The sequence below is a fragment of the Streptomyces sp. NPDC001980 genome, assembly GCF_040296885.1.
In the GTDB taxonomy this organism is placed as follows: Bacteria; Actinomycetota; Actinomycetes; order Streptomycetales; family Streptomycetaceae; genus Streptomyces.
The window spans coordinates 1-19235 of the sequence record NZ_JBEOYD010000014.1; the positions used below are offsets into that span (position 1 = coordinate 1).

Genomic DNA, 19235 nt, shown 5'->3' on the forward strand with positions numbered 1-19235 from the left:
TGTAGAAAGATCATGTTGACGGGGTGAATTCTTCCGATGAGCGACGCCAGCACGTCCCAGCCGCTGTCCGCCGACCTTCAGGAAACGGACGGCCAGGCCGGGGGTACCCCCAGCGCCCCTTCGGGGGCGCTTCCGCAAGCGGTCAGGATTGGAGAAGCTGCGGTGGGCGCCCCTGTCCTAGCGTGGGATCACCGGCCGAAAAGCGCCGGTTCCCTTACCGCGAGGAGTGAGAACGCCATGACCACAGGCGTGCAGACGATCATCTACCCCGTCAAGGACGCGGCGCGGGCCAAGGCCCTGTTCGGCGCGCTGCTGGGCGTCGAGCCGTATGCCGACGAGCCGTACTACATCGGGTTCAAGGCCGCCGGGCAGGACGTCGGCCTCGACCCGAACGGGCATGCCCAGGGCCTGACCGGGCCGACGCCGTTCTGGCACGTCACCGATCTGCGGGAGCGGCTCGCGGCGCTGCTGGCGGCGGGCGCCGAGCTGGTCCAGGACGCACGGGACGTCGGCAACGGGCGGCTGGTCGCCTCGGTGAAGGACGCCGACGGCAACATGGTCGGGCTGCTCCAGGACCCGGTGGCCTGAGGCCCGTACTCCTCGAACTCCCCGGACGGCTGCTTGCACCCGCACTAGTTGCGCACTCAACAATTGGCTTGATCGGTGTTACGGTGCGGGTATGGCAGTGAAGACGGCGGAGGCCCGGCTCGAGGAACAGTGGCGGGACATCCTGTCGGTGCACGCGCGCACCATGTGCGAGATCGACCGGGTGCTGCATCCGCACGGGCTGGGCGCGAGCGACTTCGAGGTCCTCGACCTGCTCGCCACCGAGACCCCGGCCGAAGGTGACCACTGCCGGGTGCAGAACCTGGTGGGCCGCGTCCACCTGAGCCAGAGCGCGCTCTCCCGGCTGATCGGACGGCTGGAGAAGGACGGCCTGGTGGAGCGTTCGGTCTGCGTCGAGGACCGGCGTGGCGTGTGGGTCGCGCTCACCGCGAAGGGCCGCGCCCTGCACGCCGAGGTACGGCCGCTGCAGCGGGCGGTGCTGGGGCGGATGCTCGAAGGGGCGGACGGCTGAGCGCTCCGCTGGAGCGGACTTCGCCGGACCCGCCTAGAGCGCGAACTCGATCCCGTCGGGGAGGACCTCGACGCCCTCCGCGGCCACCTGGGCGCGGGCCCTGGAGGCCGGGTCCACCAACGGGTTGGTGTTGTTGAGGTGGGTGTAGATCCGGCGGGTGTGCGGGTGGCGGGCCAGGGCGGCGAGGCTGCCGTGTGCGCCGGAGACCGGGAGATGGCCCATCGCCGCCTGCCGGCGGGGACCGGAGCGGACCGTGGTGCCCATCTCACGGCCGGTGAAGAAGGTGCCGTCCAGCAGCACGCAGTCGGCCTCCGCGCACAGGTCGTCCAGGACGTCGCTCCAGGCGCCGACGCAGGGGGCGTAGAGCAGCACTCCCCCGGTCGACAGGTCCTCCACGCGGTACGCCGTGACCCAGCGGCCGTCGGCCTCGGCGAGCGCGGCCGGGACGTACGCAGGGGCCTTGGCGCCGACCGGGTGGGCGGTGACGACCAGGCCGCCGGCCAGCACGAAGCCGCCGTCGGCCAGGCTGTCGGCCCACTCCCAGGGGGCGTAGCGGTCCAGGGCGCCCCGGGCCGGAGCCAGCACCGTCCGCACCGGCGGGGCCGCGTACACCTTGAGGTCCGGTGCCCCGCGCAGCACGGTCAGGCCGGTGACGTGGTCGGCCTCGGCGTCGGTGAGCAGCACGCCGCGGACCGGGGTGTCCCGGGGGCCCGGTCCCGGCCACAGCGCGGCCGTGGCGGTGAGCTGGGCGCGGATGTCCGGGGAGGCGTTGAGCAGCCACCAGTCCCGGCCGTTGCCGGTCAGCGCGACGCACTCCTGGGTGCGGGAGGGCAGCTTGCCGTCCCGGGCGGCGGCGCATAGCGCGCAGGCGCAGTTCCACTGCGGGAACCCGCCGCCGGCGGCGGTGCCCAGCAGGACGACCCTCACGACGATCCGCCCCTCTCGGTCTCCCCGGCCCCTGCTGGGATCTTCCCTCAGGATGGGCCGCGCTACCCGCGGACGGGGGGAACTTCCGGCCGTCCTTCGGGCGGCCGCCGGTCCACCGGGCGCAGCGGTGGGATCGGTTCCGACGAGAAGTCGCGGTCGCCGGTCCACAGCGCGGGTACGGCGTCGCAGCGGCGGCACAGCTCGTAGGCGACCGCCTCGTAGTTGACCCGCCAGCCGTGGAAGTGCGGCCAGGCCTCCTCGGTACTGCGTTCGGCCCGGAAATCGGTCTTCTCCAGCATGGTCACGGCCTCCGCGAACTCCGCGTAGGTCAGCTCGATGGGGGCGTCCGGGTCCGGATCGGTGTCGAAGGTCGCCCGCACGGACGCGGCGATGTCACGCAGCGCGGTGAACCCGGCGCGCAGCACCAGCCGGGCCTCCGGCGGGGCGCTGCGCGGGGCGAGCGCCAGCTGCATGGCCGCGGCGTCCATGACGGCGATCAGGCCGACCAGCCAGCTGCGGTACGGGCGGGGCGAGCGGAACGCCAGCAGCACCGGGTAGGTGGCGTGGCTCTCCCCCATGTCGGCGGCGAGCCGCTCCCATGACCGGTACAGCTCGGGCAGCGCGGTCTCGGTGTCGACCAGCCACTGCCGGGCGAGGATCTCCGGACCCCAGGCGGGCTCGCCGGCCCGGGACTGGAGGAGGGTGACCTCCAGTTCGCGGCGGTTGTAGGCGGCGTACAGCGTGGGCAGGTAGGCGATCTGCAGCGCGATGACGACCGGGCCGGTGGCGGCGGCGACGAAGTCCAGCGCGGACAGCCGCAGCCGGGCGCCGCTGGCGAACCCGAGCGTGAACAGGCTGGAGCCCGCTTCCCGGAACGCGATGCTCCAGGACAGCGGGGAGAAGGCGTACAGCAGCATGCCGAAGCCGAGGAACGCCCCGCCGAGCCAGGCGGCGAGCATGCCGACCAGCATGAGCGGGGCGAGCCAGGTCTGGGCCCGGTCGATGGCCCGGTAGCCGCCGCGGTGCGCGGTGAAGCAGAGCACGCGGCGCAGGCCCCACCACAGCCGGTACACCAGTACGGAGTACAGGCCTCGCGGGACCACGAGCGTGCGCAGGATGCTGCGCAGGACCAGGATCAGCACCAGTCCCCCGGCCACCCCGGAGATCCATTCCATGGCGCCATTCTGGCCCGGGCGCCGGCCTCCTGGTGACCGGAGCGCCTCGTTCAGCCCGCCGGCCGGGCCAGCAGGGTGCGCACGCCCTCCGACGTGAGCGTCAGAGCGTGCGCGGAGCTGCCGTCTATGGCGAGCGAGAGGTTGTCCTCGGGCCACTGCGAGGCGAGTGCGCCGAGCGGCACCACGCGGTAGCGGGAGACGGTCGGCAGCAGGCCGGTCAGCTCCCCCTCCGAGGTGAACACGGGGACGACGGGGTCGCCGTCGGGGCGTTCCAGGACGGGCAGGGCGATCATCGCGGGGTCGGCCGCCTCCGCGGCGTCGTCCGGCACCGGGACCAGCACGTCACTGTGCGCGAGGGTGTCCAGGGCGTCGTGGTCCTCGGCGTTCACGGCCAGCGTGTCGAGCGCCCGCTGGGCCGGCGTCGGGAAGTCGTGTGCGGGTGTCTCCATGGCAGATCCCCAGGTAGCGGTCGTGGTACGGGCCGCGGGTCCGGCCAGGGCGCCGGGCGGCCACGGCACGCGTACCCGGTCCGGGCCGGGGCATGCGCCCGGGGCCACCTGGGCTTTCGCCGCGCTCCGCGGTGTCACGGCCGCGAGCCGCGCGACTCCCGGCCGGAAACCGCGTGGCTCCCGGCCGGAAACCGGCGACCGGGGGTGCCCGGGGCGGAGTGCGGGGTGGTGTGGGGGCAGTTCCCGGTGGCACGTGCCTCGCGCTCCGTCCCCCGGCATCACTCGCGGCGCGGGAGCGGGGGTAGGGGTAGCCGCGGAAGGTGACGGTTCGTGTGCATACCGTCACCCCTGCGACGCGAGAGAGGGACAGTGATGTCGGTCGAGACCGGTACGACGCCCGCGGCGGACGCCGAGGAGCGGGAGCAGCAGAGCCTCGGTACCGCCGCGGCACGGAATCTCACCACGACGACCAAGTCCGCACCCCAGATGCAGGAGATCAGCTCACGGTGGCTGACGCGGACGCTGCCGTGGGTGGACGTGCCCGGCGGCACCTACCGCGTCAACCGCAGACTGTCGTACCGGGTCGGCGACGGCCGGGTGAGCTTCGTGCAGACCGGCGCGCAGGTCACGGTGATCCCCGCCGAGCTGGGCGAACTGCCGTTGCTGCGCGGCTTCGAGGACGGCACCGCGCTGCGGGCGCTGGCGGCGCGGTTCGAACAGCGGGAGTACGCGCCGGGGCAGGTGATCGCGGCGGCGGGCCGCCCGGCCGACCATGTGTACCTGATCGCCCACGGCAAGGTGGAGCAGATCGGGCAGGGCCCCTACGGCGACGAGGCGGTCGTCGGCCTCCTCGCGGACGGTGACACCTTCGGCGGCCGGGTGCTCGCCGGACTCGACGGCGCCTGGGAGTGCACGGCCCGCGCGGCGACGGCCACCACCGTGCTGGCCTTGCCGCACACGGCGTACCGGGAGGTGGCGGACCGGCACGCCGACCTGCGGGCGCACGTGGAACTGGCCGGACTGGACGGGCACCGGGAGACGAACTCCTTCGGCGAGCCGGAGATCGCGCTCAGCGCGGGCCATGCCGGCGAGCCGGACATCCCGCACACCTTCGTGGACTACGAGCCGGCGCCGCGCGAGTACGAACTGAGCGTCGCCCAGACCGTGTTGCGCGTCCACACCCGGGTGGCCGACCTCTACAGCCGGCCGATGGACCAGACCGAGCAGCAACTGAAGCTCACCGTGCAGGTGTTGCGGGAGCGCCAGGAGCACGAGCTGGTCAACAACCGGGACTTCGGCCTGCTGCACAACGCCGACCACGGCCAGCGGATCTCCACCCATTCGGGCCCGCCCACCCCCGACGACCTCGACGAGCTCCTCGCCATGCGGCGCGACACCACGCACCTGTTCGCCCACCCCCGGGCGATCGCCGCGTTCGGCCGGGAGTGCAACAAGCGCGGTCTGTACTTCGGCGGCGTCGAGGTCGGCGGCCACCACCTCCCCGCGTGGCGGGGCGTCCCGCTGCTCCCCTGCGGCAAGATCCCGGTGACCGGGGCCCGCACCTCGTCCATCATCGCGCTGCGGGCCGGCGAGCAGAACCAGGGCGTGATCGGCCTCCTCCAGACAGGCCTGCCGGACGAGAAGGAGCCGGGCCTGACCGTCCGTTTCATGGGCATCAACGAACAGGCGGTCGCCTCCTACCTGGCCACCGCCTACTACTCGGCCGCCGTCCTGGTCCCGGACGCCCTCGGCATCCTGGAGAACGTGGAGGTGTCCCGCCGGGACTAGGCGCTCCGCCGGGGGGCGGGGGTGCGTCGTCGGTCGTCTGCGGCACCGTCGTGGCTGGTCGCGCCCGCGCGGCGGTAGCCGCACATCGGATACGGCCCCGCGCCCCTTACGGGGTGCTGCCGAACCGCAGCGGACTTCACCCGGCCTGCTCAGGCCAGCAGTTCGGCGGTGGTCGTCACCCGGATCAGCGGGCGGTAGAGGTCCAGCAGGTGCAGCGCCTTCGCGTGGGAGTCGTCGTCCGCGCCCGCGCAGGCGTCCGCGACGACCAGGACCTCGATGCCGGCGTCGGCCGCCGGCAGGGCGGTGGACAGGACGCAGCAGTCGGTGCTGACGCCGGCCAGGACCAGGCGGCCGTGCGGGGCGGCCAGGGCGGCGAGTTCGGGGGTCCACTTGCCGAACGTCGGGGCGTCCAGGACGACTTCGGCCCGCTGCTCGAACTCGTCCGTGAGGCGCCAGAGTTCGGCGTCCGGGGGCCGGCGCGCGAAGGGCCACCGGTCGTAGTAGGCCTGCCAGGCTCCGGTGGGGTGGGCGGGGGCGACGAAACGGGTGAAGACCGTGCGGTCGCCGAACGCCGGGAGCAGGCGTCGTACGCCCGCCGCCGCCTCGGCGTAGCGCGGGGCGGCCCAGGGGCCGGCGGGGTCGGCGAAGACGTGCTGCATGTCGATGACGGCCAGGAGACCGGGAGGGGTGGTCATACGGCCGTGGCCGGGGTGCTCGCGGGCAGGCTCTCCTGGGTCCGGACCCGGGCGCGGCCCAGGGCCAGGGTGCCCAGGAAGCCGAGCGCCAGGGCGGCCAGGACGCCGAGGTTGGCGTACGCCCAGGCGCCGGACCTGCCGCCGAGGCCGAGCGGCTCCAGCAGGTAGCCCTGCCAGGTCAGCCAGCTCGCGGCGGTGTTGGTGACCAGACCCCAGCCGAGGGCGGTGGCGGCGAGCGTGAGGAGCAGGGGCAGGAGGGCGACGTCGCCGTAGCGGCCGGCGGGGCGGTAGAGGTCGGTCTCGTCGTAGTCGCGGCGGCGCAGTGCCAGGTCGGCGAGCATGATCCCGCACCAGGCGGCGATCGGCACGCCGAGGGTGGTGAGGAAGCCCATGAACTGGCCGAGGAAGTCGTCGGCGAAGAAGACGATGTAGACCGCGCCGGCGATCATCAGGACGCCGTCGACCAGGGCGGCGAGGTAGCGGGGCACGGGCAGGCCCGCGGAGAGAAGGGCCAGCCCCGAGGAGTAGATGTCCAGGACCGCGCCGCCGACCAGGCCGAGGACGGCGACGACGGCGAAGGGGACCAGGAACCAGGTGGGGAGGATGGTCGTCAGCGCGCCGATGGGGTCGGCGGCGATCGCCTTGTTCAGGGTCGCCGAGGAGCCCGCGAGCAGCAGGCCGAAGACCAGCAGGAGGAGCGGGGCGACGGAGCCGCCGAAGGTGGTCCAGCCGATCACGCCCCGGCCGGAGGAGGCGCGCGGGAGGTACCGGGAGTAGTCGGCGGCCGCGTTGACCCAGCCGAGGCCGAAGCCGGTCATCATGAACACCAGCGCGCCGATGAACTCCTGGGCGGAGCCGGACGGGATCGCGCTCACCGTCGCCCAGTGGATGTGGTCGGCGACGAGGACGACGTAGACGACGGTGAGGACGCCGGTCACCACCGTGATCACGGTCTGCAGCCGCATGATCAGGTCGAAGCCCATCACACCGCCCAGGACGGTCAGCGCGCAGACCACGATCAGCGCGACCACCTCGGTCCCGGTGCCGCCGCCCCAGCCGAGCCGGGTGAAGACGGTCGCGGTGGCCATGGTGGCGAGGGCGATCAGGACGGTCTCCCAGCCGACGGTGAGCACCCAGGAGACGACCGAGGGCAGTCGGTTGCCGCGGACGCCGTACGCGGCCCGGCTGAGCACCATGGTGGGTGCCGAGCCCCGTTTCCCGGCGACCGCGACGAAGCCGCAGAGCAGGAAGGACGCAAGGATGCCGAGGACGCCGGCGGCCAGCGCCTGCCAGAAGGAGATGCCGAAGCCGAGCGCGAAGGCGCCGTAGCTCATCCCGAGGACGGAGACGTTCGCGCCGAACCAGGGCCAGAACAGGGTGCGCGGGGTGCCCTTGCGGTCGGCGTCGCCGATCACGTCGAGCCCGTGGGTCTCGACCTGGAGTTGTCTGCCGGGTTCCCGCGCGTCCGCCATCGTCGGCCCATCTGTCCAGGTGTGTTGGCTGGAGGCTAGGTCGGCTCGGTGACAGGGGTCAAGGACGAATGATCAGACGCGCTCCGGACGGCGGGCCCGGACCGATGCGGCCCCCCATCCGCCGGACCTGCGGCTCTGTCAACTCCACGGGCCCGCAACCCGATTGGACCAACCCGATTTGACACCGCCGACCGCACGCCTCCAACCTTTGCTCATGAAATCCATTTTCAACAGCAGGGATGGCGGCTAGCGATGCGTGTGGCTTTCGTCGGCAAGGGCGGCAGCGGCAAGACGACGCTGTCGGCCCTCTTCACCCGTCACCTGGCACGGACCGGCGCACCGGTCGTCGCGATCGACGGTGACATCAACCAGCACCTGGCCCACGCCCTCGGCCTCGACGAGGACGAACTCTTCGCGGCGCCGCCGCTGAGCGCGCGGACCGGTGAGATCAAGGACTACCTGCGTGGCACCAACCCCCGCATCACGTCCCGGGAGGCCATGGTCAAGACGACCCCGCCGGGGCGCGGCTCACGGCTGCTGCGGCTGCTCGGCGACGACGAGGTGCACTCCCGGCACGTCCAGGAGGTCGGCGGGGTACCGCTGATGGTCACCGGGGCCTTCGCCGAGAGCGACCTCGGGGTGGCCTGCTACCACTCCAAGCTCGGCGCGGTGGAGCTGTACCTCAACCATCTGGTCGACGGCCCCGGCGAGTACCTGGTCGTCGACATGACGGCGGGCGCCGACGCCTTCGCCTCCGGTCTGTTCACCCGTTTCGACATGACCTTCCTGGTGGTCGAGCCGACCCGCAAGAGCCTCTCCGTGTACCGCCAGTACCGGGACCACGCGGCCGAGTTCGGAATCCCGGTCGCCGTGGTGGGCAACAAGGTGACCGGCGCGGACGACCTCGCCTTCCTGCGCGAGCGGGTGGGCGGCGACCTGCTGGCCCACTGCGAGCTGTCGCCGTACGTCCGCGCCCAGGAACAGGGGCGGGGCAGCGGTGCGCTGGAACCGCACAACTCCCTGGCCCTGGACCGGCTGCGGGCCGCGGTGGACGCCCGGGGCAAGGACTGGGAGTCCTTCCAGCGGCATGCGGTGGAGTTCCATCTGCGCAACGCCGCCGCCTGGGCCGATGCGGCGACGGGCCAGGACCTGGCCGCCCAGGTCGATCCGGACTTCCGGCACGGGCCGGCGGCGCTGCCCGCCTTCGCCTGAGTGCTCGGTTCCCGCCTTTTTGCCTGCCCCTTTAAACACCCCTTTTCCGTAACCGCTCTGAAAAGAACAGGACACCGTCACATGTCGCTCGACGTCTCCCCGCAGCTGCTCGCCGAAGCCGAGAACGGCGCGGTGCGGGAGGAGGACTTCATGGAAACCGTCCGTACCTCACTTCCGTACGCGTATGACCTCATCGCCCGGCTGACCGCCGAACTGCGCGGCGGCAACGCCGAGTTCGCCGACAACCAGACTCCGCCGCCCTCGGAGAAGGAGCGCGGGCAGCTGCTGCGGGCGCTGTCCTCCGACGCGATCCGGGGCAGCCTGGAACGGCACTTCGGGGTCGCCCTCGCCTTCCAGAACTGCCACCGGGTCGCGGTGTTCCCGCCGGGGGCGCGGGGCGGCGAGACGCACGCCCGCTTCACCTCGACGCGCGCGCAGATCCTCAACCAGTCGCCGGAGTTCCGCGACTGCTGAGTTCCTGGTCGGCCCGCAGGCTCCGGGAGACCGCGTCGGCCGCGGCCCGGACCTGCGGGGCGAGTCTGAGCGGTTGGACGGTCTCGACCGGGCCGAACACGCCCACGGCGGCGATCACGGCCCCGCGGGAGTCGCGCACCGGCATGCCGAAGCCGCCCCGATCCTCGGAGAGCGTGCCGCGCACGACGGCGTGTCCCTCGCGGCGCACCTTCGTCAGCGAGCGTTCCAGCAGGGCGCCGTCGGTGACGGTGTTCGCCGTGTAGGCCTTCAGCGGACCGGCGCACACCTCCTTCTGCACGGGTTCGCTCGCGTGGGCGAGAAGGACGAGGCCGACCGCGGTGGCGTGCAGCGGCACGCGCCGGCCGGTGTCGCCCCAGCGGCCGCAGAACTCCGCGTCGCCGGAGACGAAGCCGAGGCAGACACCCTCGGCCCCGTCCCGGATCGCGAGGATGGCGGCGGCCGAGGACTGCGACTGCAGGGTGACCAGGTGCGGCAGTGCCCGCTCGGCCAGGGTCGCGGCGCGCGGCGCCAGGGCGCCCGTCTCCCACAGGCGCAGTCCGATGCTGTACGCGCCGTCGGCGGACCGTTCGAGAGCGCCCCACAGGTGGAGCTTGTTGACGATGCGGTGAACGGTGGCGACGGGCAGCCCGGCCCTGCGGCTGATGTCGCTGAGCGACAGGGTCCGGTTGTCCTTGTCGAAGGCGCCGAGGATGCTGAGCGTCCGGTCGACGACCGAGCGCTCCGGTGCGGCCGAGTGGGGAGTGGTCATCCCGATCAGTTCCCTTCACCTTCACGTCGTGGGTGCTTGCTGACTCCTGCGTGCACCAGTGGGGATCTGGCATCGGGCGGCCGCCTCTATCATTGAAGCGTCAAGTGGCCAGCGAAAGGTCGATTCCGGAACGTTCATGGTTGATTTCGCATCGTTACCGATCCCCGTCATCCCGTACACCCCTGTCGGTCGCCCGGGCCTCGGTATCGCGATGACGACCGTGCGCGAGCTGTACGCCAAGGCCCCTGCTGAGCTGCCCGTCCGGCCGCACCGGCTGGACTTCCACCAGGTCGTCCTGTTCACGGCGGAGTCCGGTACCTACGGTGTCGACTCCACCCGCTTCCCCTGCGGCCCGGGCACCCTGCTCTGGACCCGGCCCAACCAGGTGGTCCAGGCGTTCCCGGCGGCCGGGGCGGACGGCGACATCATCATGTTCACCGAGGCGTTCCCGCTCCAGATGGACCCTCGGATGGGGCTGCTCGACGATGTGCTGCGCCCCTCCCGCTGGGTGCTCACCGAGCAGGAACTCCCGGCGTTCCAGCGGGTTCTGAGCCTGCTTCAGGAGGAGTTCGAACGGCCCGACCGGGGTTTCGGCGAGGAATTGCTGAAGCATCTGCTGGCGGTCGTCCTGCTCCATGTCGACCAGGTCTGCCGCCACCGTCACTCCGACGGCGAGGACGGCGCCCCGAGCGGGGAGGCCGGCGAGCTGTTCGTGCGGTTCCGCCGTGAACTGGACCGCTCCTACGGCGCCACCCGGCTGGTCGAGGACTACGCGGACGCCCTGAACTGCAGTCCCCGCGCCCTCGCCCGGGCCTGCCGCGCCTTCGCCGGCACCTCCACCAAGGACCTGATCGACGCCCGGGTCGCGCTGGAGGCGCGTCGGCTCCTGGTCCACACCGATCTGCCGATCAGCGCGATCGCCCGGCAGCTCGGCTTCTCGGAAGTCACCAACTTCGGGAAGTTCTTCACCCGGCGGGTGGATATGACACCTGGTTCGTTCCGGCGCGAGGCAAAGGCCCGCGGCCAACTGTAAGGCGCCGCGACGAAGCGGCATTTCACCTTCCAGTCACTTGATCCGTCACCGGGTAGGCGCCTGTCAACCCGGATTTCTTTCCACTCTCCGGAAGAGCTGTTGTTCCGGATTCCGGAAGCTGGCAAGACTGTGGCCTGCGTGCTTCGGGCGGCCACTCCGAAGTCTTCGCCGGGCTCGCGGGCCCGTACACCCGCCGACTGTACGTGTCATCGATCGTGAACCGGAGCGACGAAAGCTTACTGACAAGTAATTCAACGCGCACGAAGTCGCTCCGAAAAACGTGACACGTCCTCATGATTCCGCGGGCTTTCAGGCCGTCTACGGCAGACGTCCGCCCATGGCCCGCGCGCCCCACCGCTCTCAGGGAAGGACGACCACCATGGCCGCAGTGACCGCTCGTGAGGCCGAGGACTGGCTCATCGGGAAGATCGCGCACCGCCTGGGCGTGGCGGACGACGAGGTCTCGCGCGAGGTGTACTTCGACGAACTGGACCTCGACTCCACCGAGGCGCTCATCCTCGCCGGTGAGATGGAGAACTGGCTCGGTTTCGAGCTGAGCACCACGACCCTGTGGTATCACCCGACCATCAAGGACCTGGCGGCCTATATCGCGGAGGAGAGTTCCCAGCGTGCGGCCGCCGCGTGAACTGACACCGCCGGTCGTCCGCCCGTTCCGGCAGGCGGCGCCCGGCGGACGGACGGTGTACGTGGTGCACCCCGGCGCGCTCGCGGCGCAGGTCTACCGGGGGCTGGCGGACGCCCTCCCGGAGGGCGACGGGCTGACCGTGCTCGATCTGTCGGGCGTGGCCGAGTACGCGCAGGCTGCGCTGAACGGCGGCCGGGCCGCGACCACCGTGCAGGACCTGGCCGACGGCCTGGCCGTCCATCTGGAGCCGGAGCGGGGCCCGTACACGCTGGCGGGCTGGTCCTTCGGCGGGGTCCTCGCGCACGCCATGACCCGCTCCCTGCCCGCCGGCCGGCTCCCCGGGTCCCTGGTCCTGCTGGACAGCATCGCGCCCGTCGACGCGTACAAGCAGCCCGACGACGCGCTCGAACCCGCCCTGCTGCTCGGCTGGTTCGCGATGTACCTGGGCGCGAAGCGCGACCGCGACGTCACCGTCGACCCGGCCGCGCTGGCCGGACGCGGCACCGACGAGGGGCTCCCCCTGGTGCTCGACGCGGCCGTGGCCGCCGGGGCGCTGACCGGGGACACCCCGCTGCCGGGACTGCGCAAGCTCTACGACACGTACGTGGACGGGCTGCTGCGCAACAACCGGCTGACCGCGCCGTACCGGCCCGAACCGGCCCCGCTCCCGCTGGTGTTGGTCAAGGCGGAGCGCGGGCTGCTCCCCGAGGACGCCTCCCTCGGCTGGGAGTCCCTCGCCGCGCACGGGCTGACCGTGCGCCCCTGCCCGGGCGACCACTACACGATGCTGTCCCGCCCCGACGCCCTCGCCGTGCTCGCACCGCTGCTGCACGCCGCGTAACTCCCCGTCTCCCTCTCCCGTTTCGTCTTCCCATGTCGCTTTCCCAATTCGCGTGTCACCCCCAGGGCCCCCGTACCGACCCGGGCCGTCCAGGCCCCGTCCGACCAAGAGAGCCTCGCCGTGAACGCTTCGCACCGCTCGTCCGACCTCGACCGCCGGCTGGCCCGCGATCCCATCGCCGTCGTCGGCCTGTCCGCCCTGTACCCCAAGTCGCGTGACCTGCGCGAGTTCTGGGCGAACGTGGTCTCCGCCGCCGACTGCATCGAGGACGTCCCCGCGACCCACTGGGACGTGTCGGAGCACTACGACTCCGACCCCGCCGCCCCCGACAAGACGTACTCCCGGCGCGGCGGCTTCATCCCCGACGTCCCGTTCAACCCGCTGGAGTTCGGGCTGCCGCCCAACACCCTCGAAGTCACCGACGTCCTCCAGCTGTTGAGCCTGGTCGTGGCGCGTGACCTGCTCAAGGACGCGGGCGCCGACCAGGGCTGGTACGACGCCTCGCGCACCGGCGTCGTCCTCGGGGTGACCGGCGCCAACCAGCTCACCCAGCCGCTGTCCGCCCGGCTGCAGACGCCGGTGCTCAAGGAGGTGGTCCGCTCCTGCGGGCTCTCCGACCGGGACGCCGAGGAGATCGCGGAGAAGTTCAAGCTGGCCTTCGCGCCCTGGGAGGAGAACTCCTTCCCCGGCATGCTCGGCAACGTGGTCGCGGGCCGGATCGCCAACCGGCTCGACCTCGGCGGCACCAACATGACGATCGACGCGGCCTGCGCCAGCTCGCTCGGCGCCGTCAAGTCGGCGGTCGGCGACCTGCTGGAGCGCCGCTCGGACATGATGCTGGTCGGCGGCTGCGACGCCGAGAACACCATCTTCATGTACCTGTGCTTCTCCAAGACGCCCGCGTTCTCCAAGGCCGGGCGGATCCGCCCGTTCGACGCGGACGCCGACGGCACCCTGATCGGCGAGGGCATCGGCATGCTGGCGCTGCGCCGCCTCGCCGACGCCGAGCGCGACGGCAACCGGATCTACTCGGTCCTGCGCGGCATCGGCTCGTCCAGCGACGGCCGTTTCAAGTCCATCTACGCCCCGCGCAAGGAGGGGCAGATGGCGGCGCTGCGCCGGGCGTACGAGGACGCGGACGTCACCCCGGACTCCATCGAGCTGTTCGAGGCGCACGGCACGGGCACGGCGGTCGGCGAGGCGACCGAGCTGTCCGCGCTGTCGGCGGTGGTCTCGGAGTACACCGAGGAACGGCAGTTCGCGGCCGTCGGCAGTGTGAAGTCGCAGATCGGCCACACCAAGGCGGCCGCCGGCGCCGCCGGCATGATCAAGCTGTCGCTGGCCCTGCACCACAGGCTGCTGCCGCCGACCATCAACGTCGACCGGCCCAACCCCGCCATCGACTGGGCGGAGAGCCCGTTCTACGTCGGCACCCGCACCCGCCCCTGGATCCGCGACCCGCGCCGGCCGCGGCGCCGGGCGGCCGTCTCCTCGTTCGGCTTCGGCGGCACCAACTTCCACCTGGTCCTGGAGGAGCACGGCGACGGGGACGACCTGCGGGTGATGTTCCCGGTGAGCCGGACATATGTGTGGCATGCACCTGACATGCCTGCCCTGCTGCGGGCAGTGGACGACGGCACCGAGCCCCGCACCGACCCCGCACCGCACGGCCTCCCCCGGCTCGCCCTCGTCGCCCGCTCCGACGCCGAACTCACCGAGCTGCGCGCGCTGGCCGCCGAGCGGCTGCGGGCCGAGCCGGACGCCGAGGCCTGGTCGCACCCCAAGGGCATCTACTTCCGCCGCTCCGGCGCCGACCTCGGCAGGGTCGGCGCGCTCTTCGCCGGTCAGGGCAGCCAGTACGTCGAACCCGGCCGCACCGCGGTCCTCGCGCTGCCGCCGCTGCGGGCGGCCTTCGACCGGGCCAACGCGGCCTTCGGCGACCACGAACTCCCGCTGTCCCGGGTGGCGTTCCCGCCGCCCGCCTTCGACGAGGTGACCCGCGCGGCCCAGGAGACCGAGCTGCGCCGCACCGAGTACGCGCAGCCCGCGATCGGCGCCCTGGCGGCCGGGCAGTACCGGTACCTCGGCGAACTCGGCTTCGCGGCCGACGGGTTCCTCGGGCACAGCTTCGGCGAACTGGCCGCGCTGTGGGCGGCGGGCGCGATCGACGACGACACCTACTTCGCGCTGGCCCGGGCCCGCGGTGCGGCGATGGCCCCGCGGGGCGACGCGGACGCCGGTGCGATGGCCGCCGTCACCGCCTCCGAGGAGCGGGTGGCCGAACTGCTCGCGCAGTTCGGTGATCTGGTCGTCTGCAACCGCAACGCGGCCGACCAAATCGTGGTCGGCGGTGCCACCGACGCGGTGGAGCGGTTCGTCGAGGCGGCGGGCGCGGCCGGGGTCCGGGCGTTGCGGCTGCCGGTGTCGGCGGCCTTCCACACGCCGTTCGTCGCCCATGCCGTCGAGGAGTTCGGGCAGGCCGTCGCGGACGCGGCGATCGGCGAACCGGGCCGCCCGGTGTTCGCCAACTCGCCCGGCGCGGCCTACGGTCCGGACCCCGACGCCAACCGGCGGACCCTGGTGGACCAGCTGGTCAAGCCGGTGGAGTTCGCCGACCGGGTCGAGGAGATGTACGCGGCGGGCTTCCGTACGTTCGTGGAGTTCGGGCCGAAGGGCGTGCTGACCCGCCTGGTGGACCGGATCCTCGGGGAACGCGAGCACTTCGCCGTGCAGCTGGACCCGGGCAGCGGCGGCGACGCCGACCTCACCCTGAAGCGGGCTGTTGCCCAACTGGCTGTTCTGGGGCTGCCGTTGGCGACCGACGACGCCTATGTCGCCGACGTGCCGGCCGTCGAGCCGGTCAAGGGCATGACCGTGCCGCTCAACGGCATCAACCACGTGCCCGAGGCGCGCCGGGCCGCGTACCGCGAGGCGCTGGAGAACGGGTACCGGGTGGCGCTGCCGACGGCCGCGGCCACGGCTCCCGTGAGCGTGACCGCACCCGTGACCGCGCCCGCGCCGGTCGCCGTGTCCGCCGCCGTGTTTCCCGCCGTGGAGTCCCCGCCGGCCGCCGTGCTCCCCCGCCCCGCAGACGTCCTGGAGAACGAGCTCGTGGAAGAAGCGCACCCCGCCCCGGCACCCGCCCCCGGCGACGACCGGCTCTCCGAGCTGATCGCCGACCACCTGGCGCTGCACGACGACTACCTCAACGGGCAGCTCAGCAGCGCCCGGCGCATGATGGGCCTGCTGGAGCGGGCCGACGAACAGGGCCGCATGGACGACGTGATCCCGGGTGTGGCCTCCGTGAAGGACCACGGGCTCGCCATCGGGCGTACGCATCTGCGGGCCAACGAGATCCTGCGGGACCTGGCGTCGATGGAGTTCGGCCGGACCGGGACGCCCGCGGCCACGCCGGCCCCCGCGCCCGCCGCCGTACCGCACCTGTCGGCACCGCCCGCCCAGCCCGCCCAGCCCGTGCAGGCGCCCCCCGCCCCGGCGGCGCTCCCCCAGGCCCCGACGGCGCCCACCGCACCGCTCCCGCCCGCGCCACAGTCCCCCGTGCCTGCCCCCGCCGCGCCCGTCGCCGCTCCCGCTGCCCCCGCGCCCGCAGCCGGGGCCTCCGCCGACGATGTGGCTGCGGCCCTGCTCGACGTCGTGTCGCAGAAGACCGGTTACCCGGCGGAGATGCTCGACCTCGGCATGGACGTGGAGGCGGACTTGGGGATCGACTCCATCAAGCGCGTCGAGATCATGGGCGTCCTCCAGGAACAGTTCCCCAGCCCCACCCCCGTCGGCCCCGAACAACTCGCCGAACTCCGCACGCTCAGCGAGATCGTGGGCTTCGTACTCAGCCTCGGCGGACCGAGCACCCCGGCGCCGGCCGAGACGTCCGCGCCCGGCACCGCGTTCAGCACCGAGGCCGTGACGGCGGCGCTGCTCGGTGTCGTGGCGCAGAAGACCGGCTACCCCGCCGACATGCTCGACCTCACCATGGACGTCGAAGCCGACCTCGGCATCGACTCCATCAAACGCGTCGAGATCATGGGCGTCCTCCAGGAACAGTTCCCCAGCCCCACCCCCGTCGGCCCCGAACAACTCGCCGAGCTGCGGACGTTGGGCGACATCGTGGGCTTCGTGACCGGGCTGTCCGCGGAGGGCACCGCCGCCCCGGCAGCGGTTCCCCAGCCGTCCGCCACCGCCACCGCCCCGGTTCCCTCCCCGATCGGCCGTGGCCACGCCGCCCTGCTGGACCTGCCGCTCCCGGACCGCCTGGTCGGCGCCTACCCGCAGGGGGCGACGGCGCTGGTCGTGGACGACGGCAGTGATGCCGCCCAGGCCGTCGCCGCCCGGCTCGGCGGGGGCGGCTGGCTGGTACGCGTGCTGCGGCTGCCCGGCGTCCCGAAGCGCGTGGCCGGGGCCACCGACCTGCCGCTGACCGGCTGGGGGGCGACCGAACTCGCCGCCCGTGTCGAGGAACTGGGCGCCGATCCGCTGCACCTGGCCGTCACGTTCGCGGCCGTGGACGGGCTGCCGTGGGCCGAGGGCGTGCGCCGCCTCGCGCACACCCTGCTCACCGCCCGGCACCTGGTCGCCCCGCTCACCGCGGCCGCCGCGACCGGCCGCCGTGCCGCCTTCGTGACCGTCACCCGCCTCGACGGCGCCTTCGGGCTCACCGGTGTCGCCGAGGACGCGGCTCCGGCCGGCGGCGTCGGCGGTCTGGTGAAGACCCTCGCCGTGGAGGCGCCGGAGCTGTTCTGCCGGGCGGTGGACCTGGCTCCGGGGCTCGGCGCGGACGCGGCGGCCGACCTGGTCGTGGAGGAGGTGTACGACGCCGGTACGAGCCCGGTCCAGGTGGGCCGCGACGGTGTCCGGCGGGTCGCGCTGACGCTCGCCGAGGCGGCCCCGGCCCCCGCCGGGACCGGCGTCCCGCTCTCCGCGGACGACCTCCTGGTGGTCACCGGCGGCGGCCGCGGCATCACCGCCCGCTGCGCGGTGGCCCTGGCCGCCGCGCACCGGCCGGGCCTGCTGCTCCTCGGGCGTACCGCGCTCGGCACCGAACCGGCCTGGGCCGCCGGACTGGCCGACGCGTCCGCGCTCAAGGCCGCGGCCGTCGAGCAGCTCAAGGCGGCCGGTGAGAAGCCCACCCCGAAGCGGGTCGAGCAGCTCTACCGGTCGGTGGTCGGCGAGCGGGAGGTCCGGCAGACCCTGGCCGACATCCGCGCGGCCGGCGCCGAGGCCGAGTACCTGGCCGTGGACATCACCGACGCGGCCGCGACCGCCGCCGCCCTGGCGCCGTACCGGGAGCGGATCACGGGTCTGGTGCACGGCGCGGGTGTCCTCGCGGACCAGCTGATCGCCGCGAAGAAGGCCGCCGAGATCGAGCGGGTCTTCGCCGTCAAACTGGGCGGGCTGCGCTCGGTGGTGGCCGCACTGCCCGCCGAACGACTGCGCCACATCGCGCTGTTCTCGTCGGTCGCCGGGTTCTTCGGCAACCGGGGCCAGTCGGACTACGCGATGGCCAACGAGGTCCTCAACGCCTGGGCCGGCGCCTTCCGTGCCGACCACCCCGAGGCGCATGTCACTTCGCTGAACTGGGGCGCCTGGGACAGCGGGATGGTCTCGCCGCAGATCAAGGCGGTCTTCGAGGAGCGCGGCATCGCGCTGATCCCCGAGGAGACCGGAACCCGGCTGTTCGCCGAGCAGTTCGCGCCCGAGCGGGCCGGTGACACGGTCGTCGTGCTCGGTCCGACCACTGCGCTGTCGGTGCCCGAGCGCATCGCGCCGGCGGGCCCGGTGGTCCTGGAGCGGGACCTATCGGGGCTGGCCGGCGAGCCGCTGGTCGCCGACCACGTCATCGGCGACGCCCCGGTGCTGCCGGCCACGGCGGCGCTGGGCTGGGCGATCGGCTCGGTCGAGCGGCTGACCGGCACCGAGGTCGCCGAGGTCCGGGACTTCGCGGTGCACAAGGGCGTCGTCTTCGACGGCGAGGCCGACGCCGGGCAATTCCAGCTGACGGCCGACCCGGTGCCGGACGGCACCGAGGCCGACGTGGCGATCCGCTCGGTCGGCACGGACGGGACGGTACGGCCGCGGTACGCGGCACGGGTGCTGCTCGGTGCCGGCCCGGCGCAGGCTCCGCGGATCGCCGGGCTGCCCGCGCCGGGCGGCGGCAGCGACGCGCAGGTCTTCTACGCCGACGGCACGCTGTTCCACGGTCCGTCGCTGCGCGGGCTGCGCCGGGTCCTGGAGTCGGCCGAGGCGCGGCTGGTCCTGGAGTGCGCGCTGGCCGAACACCGGCCCGCGGGCGGGGCGTTCGGGTCCGCGCGGTACGCGCCCGGCACCGCCGACCTGCTGCTGCAGGCCGCGCTGGTGTGGATGCGGGTCAACCGCGACACGGCGACGCTGCCGGTCGGGGTGGCCCGGGCCGAGCTGTTCGAGGCGCTGCCCGACGGCGGGCCTTTCCTGGTCGTGGTCGAGCCGGTGCAGGCCAACGGGACGGGCGCGACGCTCACGGTGACGGCGTGCGCGCCCGACGGACGGGTACTGACCCGGCTCACGGGCGTGTCGCTGGTGTCCACCCCGCAGCTGGCCGCCTCGTTCGCCCGCCGCTGAGCCGACGCCGACCTGTGGACCGCCGGACCCGGCGGGCGGACCTGTGTCACCGCCCGCCGGGCCG

15 protein-coding genes are annotated in these 19235 nt (G+C 73.0%); 9 read left to right on the forward strand and 6 right to left on the reverse strand.

The features are described 5' to 3' along the window. Positions 1 to 237 precede the first annotated feature (237 nt). Together ABT137_RS22105 and ABT137_RS22110 are read left to right on the forward strand one after the other, a co-directional pair. The gene (locus ABT137_RS22105; RefSeq protein WP_351711385.1) at positions 238 to 588 is read left to right on the forward strand and encodes a VOC family protein; all 351 of its coding nucleotides are present in this window, start codon (positions 238 to 240) and stop codon (positions 586 to 588) included. 91 nt (positions 589 to 679) lie between these two features. Beyond that, positions 680 to 1078 carry a MarR family winged helix-turn-helix transcriptional regulator gene (locus tag ABT137_RS22110; protein ID WP_351711387.1) on the forward strand — a complete coding sequence of 133 codons (399 nt, stop codon included), beginning with the start codon at positions 680 to 682 and terminating at the stop codon, positions 1076 to 1078. Between the two features lie 33 nt (positions 1079 to 1111). Here the strand turns inward: ABT137_RS22110 and pqqB are convergent, their stop codons facing one another. From pqqB to ABT137_RS22125, 3 genes are all read right to left on the reverse strand, one after another. After that, on the reverse strand, positions 1112 to 2005 hold the full coding sequence (pqqB, locus tag ABT137_RS22115; protein WP_351711389.1) for a pyrroloquinoline quinone biosynthesis protein PqqB: 894 nt from the start codon (positions 2003 to 2005) through the stop codon (positions 1112 to 1114). A 62-nt stretch (positions 2006 to 2067) separates the two neighbouring features. Further along, entirely contained in the window at positions 2068 to 3180 is a 1113-nt protein-coding gene (locus ABT137_RS22120) for a hypothetical protein (RefSeq protein ID WP_351711391.1), read from the reverse strand. A 50-nt stretch (positions 3181 to 3230) separates the two neighbouring features. Further along, positions 3231 to 3629: an SseB family protein gene (locus ABT137_RS22125; RefSeq protein ID WP_351711393.1), complete on the reverse strand. Its 399-nt coding sequence runs from the start codon at positions 3627 to 3629 to the stop codon at positions 3231 to 3233. Positions 3630 to 4001: 372 nt separating this feature from the next. On the opposite strand from ABT137_RS22125, the gene ABT137_RS22130 reads away from it, so the two are divergent. Next, positions 4002 to 5417: a family 2B encapsulin nanocompartment shell protein gene (locus ABT137_RS22130; protein ID WP_351711395.1), complete on the forward strand. Its 1416-nt coding sequence runs from the start codon at positions 4002 to 4004 to the stop codon at positions 5415 to 5417. Positions 5418 to 5566: 149 nt separating this feature from the next. Here the strand turns inward: ABT137_RS22130 and ABT137_RS22135 are convergent, their stop codons facing one another. Together ABT137_RS22135 and ABT137_RS22140 are read right to left on the reverse strand one after the other, a co-directional pair. Further along, positions 5567 to 6112, reverse strand: coding sequence for a cysteine hydrolase family protein (locus ABT137_RS22135; RefSeq protein ID WP_351711397.1), 546 nt, complete (start codon positions 6110 to 6112; stop codon positions 5567 to 5569). Beyond that, positions 6109 to 7584, reverse strand: a complete 1476-nt coding sequence (locus ABT137_RS22140) for a purine-cytosine permease family protein (RefSeq protein WP_351711399.1) — start codon at positions 7582 to 7584, stop codon at positions 6109 to 6111. The genes ABT137_RS22135 and ABT137_RS22140 overlap by 4 nt, the downstream gene beginning before the upstream one ends. A gap of 252 nt (positions 7585 to 7836) precedes the next feature. On the opposite strand from ABT137_RS22140, the gene ABT137_RS22145 reads away from it, so the two are divergent. Further along, complete coding sequence (locus ABT137_RS22145) at positions 7837 to 8796, forward strand: ATP-binding protein (protein ID WP_351711401.1); 960 nt, start codon at positions 7837 to 7839, stop codon at positions 8794 to 8796. Between the two features lie 81 nt (positions 8797 to 8877). Next, positions 8878 to 9270, forward strand: coding sequence for an SCO5389 family protein (locus ABT137_RS22150; protein WP_351711403.1), 393 nt, complete (start codon positions 8878 to 8880; stop codon positions 9268 to 9270). Here the strand turns inward: ABT137_RS22150 and ABT137_RS22155 are convergent. Further along, positions 9239 to 10039, reverse strand: a complete 801-nt coding sequence (locus ABT137_RS22155) for an IclR family transcriptional regulator (protein WP_351711405.1) — start codon at positions 10037 to 10039, stop codon at positions 9239 to 9241. The genes ABT137_RS22150 and ABT137_RS22155 overlap by 32 nt on opposite strands. Before the next feature lie 211 nt (positions 10040 to 10250). On the opposite strand from ABT137_RS22155, the gene ABT137_RS22160 reads away from it, so the two are divergent. The 4 genes from ABT137_RS22160 (at position 10251) to ABT137_RS22175 (ending at position 19171) form a co-directional block, all read left to right on the forward strand. Further along, positions 10251 to 11072: an AraC family transcriptional regulator gene (locus ABT137_RS22160; protein ID WP_351711407.1), complete on the forward strand. Its 822-nt coding sequence runs from the start codon at positions 10251 to 10253 to the stop codon at positions 11070 to 11072. Positions 11073 to 11451: 379 nt separating this feature from the next. Then, complete coding sequence (locus ABT137_RS22165) at positions 11452 to 11718, forward strand: acyl carrier protein (protein WP_351711409.1); 267 nt, start codon at positions 11452 to 11454, stop codon at positions 11716 to 11718. Further along, positions 11702 to 12559, forward strand: coding sequence for an alpha/beta fold hydrolase (locus tag ABT137_RS22170; protein WP_351711411.1), 858 nt, complete (start codon positions 11702 to 11704; stop codon positions 12557 to 12559). Before ABT137_RS22165 ends, ABT137_RS22170 begins: the two co-directional genes overlap by 17 nt. Before the next feature lie 120 nt (positions 12560 to 12679). After that, complete coding sequence (locus ABT137_RS22175; protein WP_351711413.1) at positions 12680 to 19171, forward strand: SDR family NAD(P)-dependent oxidoreductase; 6492 nt, start codon at positions 12680 to 12682, stop codon at positions 19169 to 19171. The last annotated feature ends 64 nt before the right edge of the window (positions 19172 to 19235 follow it).

Coding starts and splice junctions, on each gene's coding strand:
- ABT137_RS22105 (WP_351711385.1), top strand. CDS start 238: ATGACCACAGGCGTGCAGACGATCATCTACCCCGTCAAGGACGCGGCG.
- ABT137_RS22110 (WP_351711387.1), top strand. CDS start 680: ATGGCAGTGAAGACGGCGGAGGCCCGGCTCGAGGAACAGTGGCGGGAC.
- ABT137_RS22120 (WP_351711391.1), bottom strand. CDS start 3,180: ATGGAATGGATCTCCGGGGTGGCCGGGGGACTGGTGCTGATCCTGGTC.
- ABT137_RS22125 (WP_351711393.1), bottom strand. CDS start 3,629: ATGGAGACACCCGCACACGACTTCCCGACGCCGGCCCAGCGGGCGCTC.
- ABT137_RS22130 (WP_351711395.1), top strand. CDS start 4,002: ATGTCGGTCGAGACCGGTACGACGCCCGCGGCGGACGCCGAGGAGCGG.
- ABT137_RS22135 (WP_351711397.1), bottom strand. CDS start 6,112: ATGACCACCCCTCCCGGTCTCCTGGCCGTCATCGACATGCAGCACGTC.
- ABT137_RS22140 (WP_351711399.1), bottom strand. CDS start 7,584: ATGGCGGACGCGCGGGAACCCGGCAGACAACTCCAGGTCGAGACCCAC.
- ABT137_RS22145 (WP_351711401.1), top strand. CDS start 7,837: ATGCGTGTGGCTTTCGTCGGCAAGGGCGGCAGCGGCAAGACGACGCTG.
- ABT137_RS22150 (WP_351711403.1), top strand. CDS start 8,878: ATGTCGCTCGACGTCTCCCCGCAGCTGCTCGCCGAAGCCGAGAACGGC.
- ABT137_RS22155 (WP_351711405.1), bottom strand. CDS start 10,039: ATGACCACTCCCCACTCGGCCGCACCGGAGCGCTCGGTCGTCGACCGG.
- ABT137_RS22160 (WP_351711407.1), top strand. CDS start 10,251: ATGACGACCGTGCGCGAGCTGTACGCCAAGGCCCCTGCTGAGCTGCCC.
- ABT137_RS22165 (WP_351711409.1), top strand. CDS start 11,452: ATGGCCGCAGTGACCGCTCGTGAGGCCGAGGACTGGCTCATCGGGAAG.